A 13,654-nucleotide genomic window follows, 5' to 3' on the forward strand; every position below is an offset into this window, starting at 1 on the left:
CGGCTGATGTGGTGTTGGGTTTTATGCCGCAAGCCCTGTGCGAACATCCGACGGTCGTGTGTCAATCCGCCCCAGAGCATTCGCAACCAGTGCGGGAACATCCAGAATAAGGGAGACGCTCCCATCGCCCAGAATGGTGGCAGCGGAAACACCGGCCATCTGCCGGTAGTTTTTCTCGATGCTCTTGATCACCACCTGTGCCTGATCGCGAATATCCTCCACAATCAGGGCCGCGCGTGCGCCGGACTCGTTTTCCACAACCAGGATCACGTCCTCCTCGGACAGGCTGGCCGTGCCGCCGCCGCCAAGCCCCAGCTCGGAGGCAAGCGGAATAAGCGGCATACATGCCCCGCGGATAGACACCACATTGGCGCCATCGGGCAGCATGTAAATGTCCTTGTGGTTGACCATCATGGTTTCCACCACGGAGGACACGGGAACAACCATGGTGGACCCGGCCGCTACAATCAGCATGCCATCAAGCACGGCCAGTGTGAGCGGCAGGCTCAGGCAGAAGGTTGTACCCTGCCCTTCCACACTGCTGATTGTCACACGCCCGCCAAGGCCCAGAATGGCCTGCTTGACCACGTCCATCCCCACCCCACGGCCCGAAAGGTCGGACACGGTCGCGGCGGTGGAAAAGCCCGGAGCAAAGATCAGGTTATTGATCTCATCATCCGTCAGCACGGCATCGGGGGCAATAATACCGCGCTTGACCGCAGTGGCCAGAACGCGCTCGCGGTTGATCCCGCCCCCATCATCCTTGATGGTGATGAGAATACGGCCAGAGCGATGCCCGGCGGAAAGCAGGATCTGCCCCGTGGGGGATTTGCCAGCGGCAATCCGGGCCTCGGCACTTTCAATCCCGTGGTCCACGGCGTTACGCAGCATGTGGGTCAGCGGGTCGGACAGTTTTTCAACCAGAGTGCGGTCCACTTCCGTGTCCTCACCCTCCAGCGTCAGCACCACGTCCTTGCTGGTCATGGAGCAGGCCTCGCGCACAACGCGCTGCATGCGCTGGAACACGCTGCGCACAGGCTGGGCACGCACGGCCATGACGGCGTCCTGAATATCTCGCGTCAGGGCCTTCATGCTGGCGATGCGCTTGATCATTTCCTGCTGGGCATCGTCTTCGCGCTGGCCAATGGATTCCAGAGCGGCCTGTGCAATCACCAGTTCGCCCACAAGGTCCATCAGGTCGTCCACGCGGTGCAGGTCCACGCGGATGGTCGCCTGTTCTACCGGGCGGCGTGTGGCCGCAGCATTGCCAGCGGCAATAGGCGCCGTAGTGGCGGGGGTTGGCGCGGGCGGCATTTCCGCCATAATTTTTTCCGCAACCGTGCTGGGCGCAGGGCTGGCCGCCACAGGGGCCGGTGCGGGGGCTTCTGCCACGGGGGCGGGCTGTTCGGGCTCGGCCGGGGCGGCCTGTTCCTCGGCGGGCTGTTCCCCGCCGCTGGGGCCGGGGCCACCGTCGCGCGTGATGGTGACATCACACACATCGCTCACCCAGTCGAAGACCGTGTGCACGCTTTCCTCCGGCACGGCGGCGGGCAGAACCACACGCCATGACAGGTAGGATTTTTCGGTTTCCAGAGCGTCCAGCACAGGCAGGGCGGCGGTTTCGCAGGTGACCGTGCTTGCCCCACCGTGGGCCACGGCCACATCGGCCAGACCGATCAGCAGGTTACGCGCGTCATCCCCACGGTCATACATGGCGGTATGGGGGCTGAAGGTCACGACAAGCGATGCCGCTTCTGCCGGAGCTTCTTCCTCAAAGCCAAAATCGCCGAAGTCAAAATCGGCCATGACCGGCTCAAAATCCACCGGAACAGGCGTAAAATCAGCCGGGACGGTTTCTTCTTCCTTCTGCCCTGCAGTGCCGCTGCCTTCGCCAATAATGGCCTGAAGTTCAGCGCGGCTTTCGTCTATGCGGGCCGTATCAACCGTAGCCCCACCTTGGGCCTCGGCAACCAGATCGCTCAGAACGTCCATGGCCTTGAGAAAGGTTTTGACGATCTCTGGCGTTGGGGCAACACGGCCGGAGCGCAGGCCGTCAAGGGAACTTTCGAACACATGCGCAAAGCGGACAAGGTTTTCCAGACCGAACGACGCGGCCCCACCCTTGACCGAATGCACGGCACGAAAAACGGCGTTGATTGTCTCCTTCCCGGATTCACCATCCGAAAGGGCCGACAGACCACGCTCCAGTTCCTGAAGCTGCTCTTCACACTCCTGGAAAAAAACCAGAAGGATATCGTCCATGTCACCACTCATGCTGGTCTCTCTCCTTCAGGCGGTCACCCGGCGGATAGCCGCCACAAGGCTGTCTGTGCTGAACGGTTTGACAATCCACCCTGTCGCGCCAACGGCACGGGCACGGGCTTTTTTCTCGGGATCGCTTTCCGTTGTCAGAACGATCATTGGCAGATGTTTGTACTGCTCCAGCGCCCGGACTGCCTCGATAAACTCAAAGCCATCCATGCGGGGCATGTTAATATCCGTAATGATCGCATTGGGCGTGGGGTCAGCAGCCTGAAGGACTTCCAGCCCTTCCACGCCATCCCCACCCTGAATAACGTCGTACCCCGCCCCTTCCAGGGCTTTGCGGAGCATACCCTGCATGGTGCGCGAGTCATCAACAGTCAGGACACGAATGCCCACTTTTTCCACCATAGTCCTCATTACTCCTTCAATGGCGCCAGCGGCTCAGTCAGATACGCACTTACGCCAAAAAGGCCGTACGCCTCCACGACTGGCTCCGAAGGCGCCACAAGGGGGCATCTGCTGGCGAGGAGAACCTGCAAGCACAGACCTCCGAGGTACGTCACGCCAGAGGCATCCAGAGAAACCTGCTCGCCTCCCGCATTTTTAACAGCCTGTTCGATCTCACTCTTCAGGGCAAACGCCGCAGAGGTGTCCAGACGTTCAGGTAAGGTCACACTAGCCAACGGTCCGCTCCCTTGTCAGCCGCACAGGCAGGGGCCGAGCGGCCCCTGACATGCTGGAATAATGGCCATTAAAATTCTTCCCAGCCTGCATCGGAAGATGTGGTGGGCATGGACAGCGCGGGGGCAGCCGGGGCCTGAGGCGCCGGAGCCGCCACACGGGCCGGGCTCGCGGGTTTGGGCCGAGGGGCGGCAGAGCGCGGTGCGGCAAGGGCCGGACGGGACGGGCGGCTTGCGCGCACACCGGACGTATCCATTTTAAAGCGGCTGAGGGTTGCTGCCAGTGTCCGGGTTTCGGCGGTCAGGTTGTGGCTGGCTGCCGTGGTTTCTTCCACCATGGCGGCGTTCTGCTGGGTCACCTGATCCATGCCGCCAATGGAGGCGGTTACTTCGGACAGGCGCTGGGCCTGATCCTGTGTGGAGGAGGAAATTTCCTCAACACGGATGGCAATGTTCTGGGTGCTGCCGGCAAAGTCGCTCAGGTAACGCCCGGTCTGCTGCACCAGATCCACACCCTTGGCCACCTGCTCGGCAGCAACAGAGATCAGACGCTTGATCTCGCTGGCGGATGTAGCGGACTGTTCGGCCAGCGAGCGCACTTCCTGCGCAACCACGGCAAACCCGCGTCCGGCTTCACCCGCACGGGCGGCTTCCACACCTGCGTTGAGGGCCAGAACGTTGGTCTGGAAGGCAATGCCGTCTATGACCGAAATAATTTCACCAATCGCATCGGAGGAGCTTTTGATCCCGTCCATGGCCTTGGTGGTCTCGGTCATGACCGTTGTTGCGGCCTTGACCTTTTCCAGCGCCTGCTGGCTTTCGGCATTGGCATCGGCACAGGCTTTGGCGTTGCTCTGCACACCTTCGGTAATGGTCCGCACGGAGGAGGCGGCCTGCCCAAGGTTGGCAGCCTGCTTTTCTGTCCGTTTGGCAAGATCGTCCGACGCGGTGGAAATTTCTGCCGCACCGGTGGAGATCAGGTCCGAGTTGGAGGCAACGGCACTCAGCGCTTCGTTCAGGCGGGAAGCGGAATGGTTGAACGCATCACGCAGGGGGGCGAACTCGCCATCAAAAATCGGGTCTTCAATGCGTGCGCGCAGGTCACCTTGCGCCATGTCGGCCAGTGCCTGACCCAGACGCTCGATAACCAGATGGGTGTGCTTGTCGCGTTCCTGGCTGCCGGTCAGGGCACCCTGAATTTCGGACGCCATTTTTTCCTGCCGCTGGCGGGCTGTGGCCTGCTCTTCCACCATACGGGAGAAGCGCGCCATAATGCGGGCAAGGCGGCCAACGCAGTCTTTGTTTTTGAGGAAGGGAATGTTGTTGTGGGCGACACCGTCGCCGAGTTCTTCGCCCATCGTGGCCAGTTTTTCAACCGGCTCGGTGATCAGGCTTGTGAACCACCGCCAAATCTGCAGAACAACCAGCTGCCCGAAAACAAGAGCCGCCATGTTGATGATATACGTGTAATGCGCTGGCGCGTGCCAGAAAAAGCCAACTGTCTCCACAATGATCTGGAACATGAAGTATGCTTCCAGACACAGCATAACAACCCGAATCTTCTCGCGGAACGGAGCGTCCTTGTTCAGCCATTGCAGCATATCAGTGCAACTTCCTTCATATTATTGGGGCACCTTGCGCGGCAACTCCTGATCATTCTTCCCGCACATGGAAAAAACGCCAGCCAGCCGTGGCCTTAATGGCCCCCCTTGCACATTTACAAAAACCAGGAAACGCCAGTGGACGCCCCTTGAGATAAAAAGCAGATAATCTGTTCTCATCCAGACACACGGACCAGACAAACAAGGGTCTACATACCGCGTTCGTGACTAGATGTCTTTACAGAAGATCGTATGATCCGCAGACAATCGGCTTTGCGCTCCTGATAGATAAAATACCTAAAAACAATACCATAGCAGCCACCACCCCCGTTCCGGCCATAAAGCCGGACGGAACAGGTGCCTGCCCTGCGAGAAATGATAGCTTTTTCTTGACAATGAGCAAGCCTGTAACCGCATTGCGGTTTCTAAAAACCTTGCAATATTAAAGGCTCAAACGCTCTACTTGCGACTATTTATTATTATGGAGAAACAAAACCGGCAGACTCCACACCGTGCCGGAACACAGGGGCAGCGCAGTGCCCCTGCTCAGCCGCCAAAACTGCGGACAAGCCCCCCGGCCACCATCTGCCAGCCATCAACCAGCACAAAGAAAATCAGCTTGAATGGCAGGGATATGGTTGCAGGTGGCAACATCATCATCCCAAGGCTCATCAGCACGCTGGATGTGACAATATCAATCACCAGAAACGGCAGGTACAGCAGGAACCCCATCTCAAACCCGCGGCTGAGTTCACCCACCATAAAAGCGGGCATCAGCACACGCCACGGCGTATCTGCCACGTTTGCAGCGGGGGTTACGTTGGCCAGACGCTCAAACGTAGCCAGATCAGCCGACCGGACATGGGAGAGCATGAACGTGCGAAAAGGCTCCGCTGCTGCCTTCAGCCCTTCCATCTCCTCCACCTGTCCGTCCATCATGGGGGCAATCCCCTGATCCCATGACTGCTGGAACGTGGGCTGCATGACAAAAAAGGTGAGGAACAGAGCAAGCCCGATCAGCACCGTGTTGGGCGGTGTCCCCTGCGAGCCAATAGCCCCGCGCAGCAGCGAGAGCACCACAATAATACGGGTAAAAGCCGTAACCATAACCAGCAGGCTGGGCGCAAGCGAAAGCACCGTCAGCAGGGCGGTCAACTGGATAATGCGGCTGGTCGTACCCGGGTCCCCACCTTTGCCCAGATCCAGTGCTATGGACTGGGCATGGGCCACAACCGGCATGCCAGCCAGCACGCCTACCGCCAGAGTACATAGCGCAAGGCTCGCAAACCACACGCCACGTCTTGTAAAGGCAGGAACTGTCAAGGCTTGGGGCTCCGCTTGTGCATCAGATATGGGGGGCCGGACCGGGCGCAGGCTGCCCGCCGGGCAAAGGGGGAGCGGGGGGGGGCACGGCATTGCCATCATCTACCCAGCCCATAAACACGTCATTGCCGCCGCCGGTCAGGACCAGCCCTTTTTTCTGCCCGTAACGGATAACGCTTACCCGCCTGCGCTGGTCCACGGCCACACTTTCCATAACCGCCAGATTGGGCGTCTGCCGCCCTTTAAGCAGATACGGCTCCATGAACTTGAGCCCGTAACGGGCCAGAAAAATAAGCCCGATAACAAGTACAAACGCCACAATGCAGGTCAAAACCGGCACAACAAACGCCCCTGCCCCCAACCCGGCAGCGGGCTGGGCAATGCTTGCGGCGGCTGTACCGGGTGCAGGCAAGGATTTTAACCGTTGGTCGCGGAGGAGGACAGGATTTCCGTCATGGTCACGCCAATATGGTTATCGTCCACCACCACCACTTCGCCACGGGCGATCAGGCGGTTGTTGGCGTAAATGTCCACAGCCTCGCCCAGCTTGCGGTCCAGCTCGACCACAGCCCCACGCCCAAGGCGCAGCAACTGGTTGACCGGCATGGTGGCCGTACCAATAACGGCCGTTATCTTGACCGGAATATCGTAAACGGCTTCCTTCTGGACGTCGTCCACATCCTTGCCATCAGCAGCAGGGGCTGCACCGGGGGCAGCCGTGGCGGAGGCATCCGGCGCTGGCGCGCTGGTGGCGAAATCCTCAAGCCCGATATCGGTGTTCTCTGTTGTCATGGTTGTCTCCGCCTGCTTATGCCTGCCCAGTGTTGTGCTGCATGCGCTGGCGCGCAAGGGCCGTTACACTGGCAACTATTTTTTCAGCCATGTTTTTGCGCCACTGCACTGGGTCAATGACAATGGTATTGGCTGCCGTGGAAATCCGTATGATGCCCGGCGTAAGGTCGGACATGGATTCGACCTGCACGCCGCCCTCATTCTGTAAGGCAGCTTGCAGGCGCTGTATATCGGCCGGGCTGCACTGCACGGTTACGTCGCCCTCGCACTCGCGGGCAAAGCTCGCGGCATCGGCCAGCAGGTCGCGCTGCATGCCTTGCAGTACGGTGCCATCCAGCGCCGTCAGGCTCCGTACAATGTCTATTACCGTTGCCACAAAAACCTGCGATGCCTTGGCCAATGCCTGATCCCGCCGGGCGTTTTCCGCCTTGAAGGCATTGGTCAGCTCGGCCAGGCACCCGGTGTAAAAGGCCTGTAGCTCCGCATCTTTTTCGGCAGCACCGGCTGCGTAGCCCTCGTCCCGCGCCTGCTGCTGCACGGCGGCCAGCTCGTCACGCGTGATGCTGAGCAGGTTGGGGTCGGGTGGAGGTGGCTCGGGAGGAGCTTCCTCCTCCGGGTCTTTTTCGGGGGTGGGTTCCACTTCCGGGAGGCCAAAATCCTCCAGATCCATCACCCGTGGGTATGTGCGCACAGGCGCATCCGGCACCCCGCCAGAGGAGGCACCATCCGCCATACGGCACAGACCAGACCGGAAGAGTGCCCGCTCCAGCATTATGGAATGATCTCGTCGTTACCGCCGTTTTCGGTCAGGTCGATTTCACCCGCATTGGCCATGTTCTTGATGATGGTCACAATATCAACCTGTGCCGCATCAGCATCCTTCACGCGCACAGGGCCAAGGGCGGAAATTTCTTCGAGCAGAATGCTGCCTGCACGCTTGGACATGCATTGCAGGAACATCTTGCGCACGGTTTCGGACGCGCCTTTGAGGGCGAGCGGCAGTTTTTCGCGGTCCACCTGCGCCACAATACGCATGAGGGCTTCGTGCGGCAGACGCTTGATGTCCTCGAAGGTGAACATAAGCGCCTTGACCTTTTCCATATCGGCGTGGTTGCGCTTGTCCATGGACGCCATAAGGCGCGTTTCGGTCTTGCGGTCGAAGTTGTTGAACACTTCGGCCAGCAGCTCGTAACTGTCGCGCTTGGACGAACGCCCAAGGGAGGAAATAAACTCGGACCGCAAGGTGGCCTCCACGCTGTCCAGCACCTCGCGCTGCACCGTTTCCATGTGCAGCACACGCATCATCACTTCGGTTGCGTAGTCTTCTGGCAGCAGGGTCAGCACACGCGCCGCGTGGGCGGGTTGCAGGCGGCTGAGAATAACAGCGGCGGTCTGCGGGTATTCGTTGCGCAGGTAGTTGGCCAGAACCATTTCCTGCACATTGCCCAGCTTGTCCCACATGGTGCGCCCGGCCGGACCACGGATTTCTTCCATGATCTTGTCGACCTGTTCGCCCGACAGCGCCTTGCGCAGCAGTTCCTCGGTAGTTTCGTACGTGCCCACCAGCCCTTCGGAAGATTCGAAGTTCTTGGTGAACTGCGCGCACACTTCCTCCACCACGGAGGCGCTGATCAGCCCCAGCCCGGCCATGGCGACCGATACATCGCGGACTTCATCTTCCTGCAACTGCTTGAGCACCTTAACCGCGCGCTCACGCCCTGCAGCAAGCAGAAGAATGGCAACACGCTGCTTGCCGGTCAGGTGTCTGGTTTCATCATGCACAACGGGAGAAGGGGCTTCCGGCGGCCGTGCCTCGGGGGCTGCTGCGGTCTCGGACATGGCCTAGGCTCCCTTCTTCGGATCCGGGGCGGACAGCCAGCTCCGGATAATCAGTATGGTTTCATCAAGGTTGTTTTCAAAGCGATCGGCCACCCTATCCAGCGCTTCCCGCCGCAGCTTGCCCTGAACACCATCCAGATCGACCCCATGGCCATCTTCGCCCACAGGCAGGCCACTGCTGGCATGGAGCATCTGGCCGTTAGCACCCATAACAATGGAGCCACCCTCCACACCTTCGAGCAGTTTTTCCTGCCCGTGCAGTTCCTTGGAAATAAGGGTAACCAGCCCGGTGCGGCGCAGCATGGGGCGCAGGCCAATAAACAGGGCACCCAGTACCAGCAGGATGGGAATAACCCACTCCGCCATGTAAATGAGCATTTCGCGGCTGAAGTAGTCGATGCTGCCGCCAGCAAAATCAAACCCGCCATCGGGCATGAACCGCATGGACACAACGCGCACTTCGTCCCCACGGGCCTTGTCAAAGCCTACGGCGGTCTGGGCGAGGGTGGTAATCCGCTCCAGCTCGGAGTCGTCCAGCGGGGTCCAGACTTCCTTGCCGCTTTTGTCCTTGGTCATGGTGCCATCAACCAGCACCGCCATGCTCACCCGTGCAATGCGGGGGCGCGACTGGCTAACAACCCGCACGCGCTTACCAATTTCGTAGTTATTGGTTTCTTCCTCGCGGTCGTTGGTCGAGCCGGTTTTGTTGTCCTGATTGGCATTGGCATTGGGCAGGTTGTTGCCCACCGTGGTGCTGGGGCTGGATTCGGTGTTAACGCTCTTGTCCGAGCTTGTCTGCTGCGACCGCAAAACCTGCTGGTTGGGGTCGTAGCTTTCCTCCGTTTCGTGCACTTCCTCGGTGGACATGGTCACGGCGGCACGGGCACGCACATGGCCTGCACCCAGTGTGGGCACCAGCATGTCCTCCACCGCCTGAGCAAGGCGCTGCTCTTCCGCATGACGGATTTTTTCCATCTGCGATTCCTGCCCGGCCAGGCTATCCGGGTCACCCGGTTTGACCAGCACATCACCGCGCGTATCCACGATGGAAATATTCTGCGGGCGCAGGCCCGGCACGGCGGCAGCAACAAGGTTCTGGATCGCCTGAATACCATCGGGCGCCATACGGCCAGCACGGCCAATATCCAGCACCACACTGGCCTGCGAGGGATTTGTCTCGGTCGAGAACAGGTCCCGGTGCGGCAGAACCAGATGCACACGCACATTCCGCACCCCATGCAGCAGGCGGATGGAGCGTTCCAGCTCGCCTTCCATGGCGCGGGTCTCGTTGATCGACTGCTCAAACTGGGTGCTGGTCAGGGTGCCGCTTTTGTCAAACAGCTCATACCCGACGGCACCACCGCTGGGCAGGCCATCCTTGGCCAGCAGCAGGCGCGCACTGGCGACCTTGTCCTTGGCCACAAAAATGCGGGTACCGTCCTGGCTGGTGGTAAAGGAGATATGGGCCTTGGCGAGGTCATCGGCCATTTCGGCCGCTTCGGTCAGGTCCAGCTCACCATACAGCAGGGCGCTGGCCCCGGCTCCGGCATAAAAAGAAAAATAGGCTAGAGCACCCAGCAGGGCAGCCCCCGCAACACCAAGTGCGATCTGCTGCGTGCGGCCCAGAGCCTTGAGACTTGTAAGAAAATTTTTCATGCGGGAATGGCTACGCTGTCACGATGGAAAAATGGGGAACCACACAACTCTCCAGACGTTTCAGCATCCAAACACTCCGCGCTCCGCCAAACCATGGCCTTGCCATCGCCTTATCATGCCCGTCAAGGCAAACTGGCTGCTGTATAGCCATAAACACATCATGGGCACGTTGTGCCACAGTAAAAGAACAGCCTTGCAACACCAGACCCACTCCAGCTTGTATTGTAACCCGGTCCGGTGCACCAAACGAACCCCGTTTTATGGATAATACGCGTTTGTCGGCGGAATTTTTTTGATCGACATGTTCAACCGCTGTGCGTTCTGGTCCTGCGTCAGCCCTGTTGGGCCTTCTGCCACCTCACGCGCCACATTGGGCATCAGGTCCGGGCGGGCCCAGCAGTCCACACCATTCCAGCTTTGTGTGCAGTACGGCTGCGGCGCAGGCGGACGCTCGGGGGGAGCACACCAGTCCTCCCCTTCCTGAATATAACCGGCGCTGCACTCACGTCCCGTTATTTTGCTGGCAATATGGTCGGGTGAACACCCCGCAACCGCCAGAACCAGGGCCACCATTATTCCGCGCCTGATCATCATGCCTTTTTGTTCCCGTCCTTCAAGCCCACACGCGCACCCTGCGTCCGACCTGGTCGATCTGGGTGCCTGATGCCGCCAAGCCCGGCAAGCGGGCCATGGCTGCCAGATGACGTGTTATTTTAAGCCATTTCCCATGCAAATGCGAGATAAGAGCCGCCCTTGCGCCAAAAAACCCGAATAGGCCAGTGGCTACTGGGAAGACTGCGCCCCTCCCGCACGGTTACCTGCCGCAGGGGTGGCACTAACACTGGGCTTGGCCCACCATGTTGCCGTGCCTACGTTCTGCGCGACCCGGTCCCCACCATCTCCCCCATCGGACGGTGCCCGGAAGCTCCGGACCCCTGCCATGAACTGGGAGATAAGGTTCACACGTTCGGGCGACATGTTGCCCATAATGGCTGACACCTTGCGGGTGTTCATTTTGCTGGCCACGGCAATAAGCACGTGGATGTCCATGATATTGAAGACCGCCGCTGCCTCTTTGGGGGGCATGTCCTCGTAAATCTTGACCAGCCGGTCTGTCTCGGCGTCCATCACCTCACGGTGGGCGGCCTGCTTCTGCTCCAGCGTGGCCATGGAGGCATCCAGCGTGTTCATTTTCTGGTCCAGCACGGCACGGGCGGCGTTCAGCACATGCTTCTGCTGGTCAAGCTGCTGCTGCTCGCCCTCAATGGTGGACTGGCGGGCCAGAATATCCTTGACCAGATCGGCCTCAGCCTTGCTGACCTCCGGGTCGGGGTCGGGGCCAAGCCCCGCCGTTCCGGTTTTGACCTGTGCGCAGGAAATACCCTTGGCGCAGTCATCTGCCGCAACAGACACCTTTTTTTTGCCGCCACCTGCCGCATCGCCCACATCGGGGGACATTTCCGCCGCTTCGTTGGCGTCCAGCACGGAAACCCAGCCCTCCAGCGCGTCCTTGTCGCTTTTGGTCTTGCTGCTGGAATCGTTGACGGAAGGCATGTTCTCGGCCGCTGCCGCCTGCGCGACAGAAACCAGAGGCTGCGCAGCCGTCTCCGCACTATCATCCTTCATGTGTCCGGCGATGGTGTGGATATTCATCGCCAGAAGAAGAGTCATCAGGCTTGATGAAATATGCACAAGTTTCCCGAACGACAAACGGGGTATCAGCATCACAACCTACGACATCTCTTCATAAAAACACTCTGGCGGTCGGGCATGGCGGCAGAACCGGCCACATAAAGGGGAGTGCAGCCAGCCACACACCCCACCCACAAGCCTGACCCCAGACCAGACACAGACTTACGGCTGCGTATCGGACATACCCATCAGGGACGCATGGCCATCTTCCGTTTCCGCCGTGGAGCGGATGACCTGATCCACATCCCCCCAGACCGAACCGTTATCCGTGCTGGCCGGTGCAGACTTGGAGGATTCCGTGGTGGTGGACTTGGAAGACACGGCAGCAGCCGGGGAGGGCTTGACCTCAACCTTGACGGGCTTGGCAGATGCGGGAGCAGCGGCGGCCGGGGTAAAGCTTGCAGGGGCGGCAGCAGGTGTTACAGGCGCTGCCGGAGCAGCCGGGGCTGCGCCAAGGGCTGCCGTGGTGATTTTGAAGTCACCCGTCAGTTCCGCACCCTGCTGGATGCTGCACCCGCTCACGCCTTCAAGGAACAGCGTGCAGTTCTGAATCTTGGCGGTGCCGGTTGCAAAAAAGCGCTTGGCGCGGACAACCACGTTTTCCGCCGTGCCACGAATAACCACTTCCTCGGCCACCAGTTCGCCCGAGACCACACCGCTTTCCAGAACATCCACAATCGGGGCCTGCAGATGCGCGCTGCGTACCGTGCCACCAATAGCGATCGGGGCGTCGGTTTCACACTTCAGGCTGGCAACATTCAGCCCCTGTACAAGTATGGTCTGGTTAGGCTCGGCTAGGGTGCCGAATGCGTTGTCACCGTTATTCATGCTTATCTCCCGTGGTGTTACCTGCCGATAATGCCAGCATCGCCATCCATGCGCGATCCGGCTACCGCCAGGTTCCTTCTGGCCGCAGCACCCCGCCCCGGCATTGATGGCCATGCAACACACAGAAAACAGGCATTGCACAACTTGTTGAATGGGGTGAATTGAACCCTTATGTCAAGTTATGCGTTGGGGAATGCCCCACCTTTTTGGAACCTTCATCCCAACGCAACATAAACGCGGTGTCCGCCCGATTAGAACGGCAGGACATTGTCCAGAATCTGCTGGCCGTAACGCGGCGTCTGCTGCTTGGTCAGCTGACCACGCCCACCGTAGGAAATACGGGCTTCCGCAATGCGGTCGTGGGTTACGGTGTTGTCTTCCAGAATGTCCTGCGGGCGCACAACACCGCTGACCATAAGCTGGCGCAACTCCCCGTTAATGCGCACTTCCTGGCGGGCTACCACCACAAAGTTACCGTTAGGCAGCACCTGCGTAATGGTGCCTGCCAGTGTAAGGGTGACCGCTTCTGTCCGGCGGATGGTGCCGGTACCGGCGTTAGCACTTGCGCTGCTCGTGTTCAGCGCATCGGACTGGGTCAGGTGCGACAGGGCCTTGCCCTTGAGCCCGAACAGGCTGGGAATACCAAAATCTTCCGACCCGCTGGACGAGGCGGACGTGTCATTCGTGACATCCGCGTTATCCGCAATCTCGACCTTGATGGTCAGCAGGTCTCCTACCTGAGAAGCACGCTGGTCCTTGAAGAAGGCACGGCTACCCGGCCGCCACAGGCTGCCCACCTCGGTTGGCGGTGCCTGCAAGGGCGGCATGGGCATGGTGACCGGCCGGTAATCAGGCGTTTGCGTGGGGTCCGATGTACGGGTCATGCGCGGGGGGTGCCCCAGCTCGCTCGTATCCGCCAGCCCGGAGCAGGAGGCAAGGCCCAGCAATCCGACCATAATGGCGCCAGACAGACGGTGT

14 protein-coding genes are annotated in these 13,654 nt (G+C 60.0%); all 14 read right to left on the reverse strand.

Going from position 1 to position 13,654, the window contains the following annotated elements:
* Positions 1–21: 21 nt before the first annotated feature.
* Positions 22–2,274: a chemotaxis protein CheA gene (locus tag HK20_RS05470; protein ID WP_086646082.1), complete on the reverse strand. Its 2,253-nt coding sequence runs from the start codon at positions 2,272–2,274 to the stop codon at positions 22–24.
* 15 nt (positions 2,275–2,289) lie between these two features.
* On the reverse strand, positions 2,290–2,673 hold the full coding sequence (locus tag HK20_RS05475) for a response regulator (protein ID WP_086646083.1): 384 nt from the start codon (positions 2,671–2,673) through the stop codon (positions 2,290–2,292).
* 8 nt (positions 2,674–2,681) lie between these two features.
* Positions 2,682–2,939, reverse strand: coding sequence for an STAS domain-containing protein (locus tag HK20_RS05480; protein ID WP_233129091.1), 258 nt, complete (start codon positions 2,937–2,939; stop codon positions 2,682–2,684).
* Positions 2,940–3,016: 77 nt separating this feature from the next.
* Positions 3,017–4,546, reverse strand: a complete 1,530-nt coding sequence (locus HK20_RS05485; RefSeq protein WP_086646085.1) for a methyl-accepting chemotaxis protein — start codon at positions 4,544–4,546, stop codon at positions 3,017–3,019.
* A gap of 546 nt (positions 4,547–5,092) precedes the next feature.
* Positions 5,093–5,785 carry a flagellar type III secretion system pore protein FliP gene (fliP, locus tag HK20_RS05490; protein ID WP_086646176.1) on the reverse strand — a complete coding sequence of 231 codons (693 nt, stop codon included), beginning with the start codon at positions 5,783–5,785 and terminating at the stop codon, positions 5,093–5,095.
* A 106-nt stretch (positions 5,786–5,891) separates the two neighbouring features.
* Positions 5,892–6,281 (reverse strand): flagellar biosynthetic protein FliO, encoded by a 390-nt coding sequence (locus tag HK20_RS13155; protein WP_086646086.1) that lies wholly within the window; start codon positions 6,279–6,281, stop codon positions 5,892–5,894.
* Between the two features lie 5 nt (positions 6,282–6,286).
* Positions 6,287–6,661 (reverse strand): flagellar motor switch protein FliN, encoded by a 375-nt coding sequence (fliN, locus tag HK20_RS05500; protein ID WP_086646087.1) that lies wholly within the window; start codon positions 6,659–6,661, stop codon positions 6,287–6,289.
* A 16-nt stretch (positions 6,662–6,677) separates the two neighbouring features.
* The gene (locus HK20_RS05505; RefSeq protein WP_086646088.1) at positions 6,678–7,433 is read right to left on the reverse strand and encodes a hypothetical protein; all 756 of its coding nucleotides are present in this window, start codon (positions 7,431–7,433) and stop codon (positions 6,678–6,680) included.
* Positions 7,433–8,500 carry a flagellar motor switch protein FliG gene (fliG, locus tag HK20_RS05510; RefSeq protein ID WP_086646089.1) on the reverse strand — a complete coding sequence of 356 codons (1,068 nt, stop codon included), beginning with the start codon at positions 8,498–8,500 and terminating at the stop codon, positions 7,433–7,435. Before fliG ends, HK20_RS05505 begins: the two co-directional genes overlap by 1 nt.
* Before the next feature lie 3 nt (positions 8,501–8,503).
* Positions 8,504–10,156: a flagellar basal-body MS-ring/collar protein FliF gene (gene fliF, locus HK20_RS05515; RefSeq protein WP_086646090.1), complete on the reverse strand. Its 1,653-nt coding sequence runs from the start codon at positions 10,154–10,156 to the stop codon at positions 8,504–8,506.
* Between the two features lie 258 nt (positions 10,157–10,414).
* The gene (locus HK20_RS05520; protein WP_233129092.1) at positions 10,415–10,729 is read right to left on the reverse strand and encodes a hypothetical protein; all 315 of its coding nucleotides are present in this window, start codon (positions 10,727–10,729) and stop codon (positions 10,415–10,417) included.
* 210 nt (positions 10,730–10,939) lie between these two features.
* Positions 10,940–11,827: a MotE family protein gene (locus tag HK20_RS05525; protein WP_143296457.1), complete on the reverse strand. Its 888-nt coding sequence runs from the start codon at positions 11,825–11,827 to the stop codon at positions 10,940–10,942.
* Positions 11,828–12,010: 183 nt separating this feature from the next.
* Positions 12,011–12,676 (reverse strand): hypothetical protein, encoded by a 666-nt coding sequence (locus tag HK20_RS05530; RefSeq protein ID WP_086646093.1) that lies wholly within the window; start codon positions 12,674–12,676, stop codon positions 12,011–12,013.
* 251 nt (positions 12,677–12,927) lie between these two features.
* On the reverse strand, positions 12,928–13,632 hold the full coding sequence (flgH, locus tag HK20_RS05535) for a flagellar basal body L-ring protein FlgH (RefSeq protein WP_233129099.1): 705 nt from the start codon (positions 13,630–13,632) through the stop codon (positions 12,928–12,930).
* Positions 13,633–13,654 lie beyond the last annotated feature (22 nt).

The sequence above is a fragment of the Acetobacter sp. DsW_54 genome (assembly GCF_002153575.1).
GTDB lineage: Bacteria > Pseudomonadota > Alphaproteobacteria > Acetobacterales > Acetobacteraceae > Acetobacter > Acetobacter fabarum.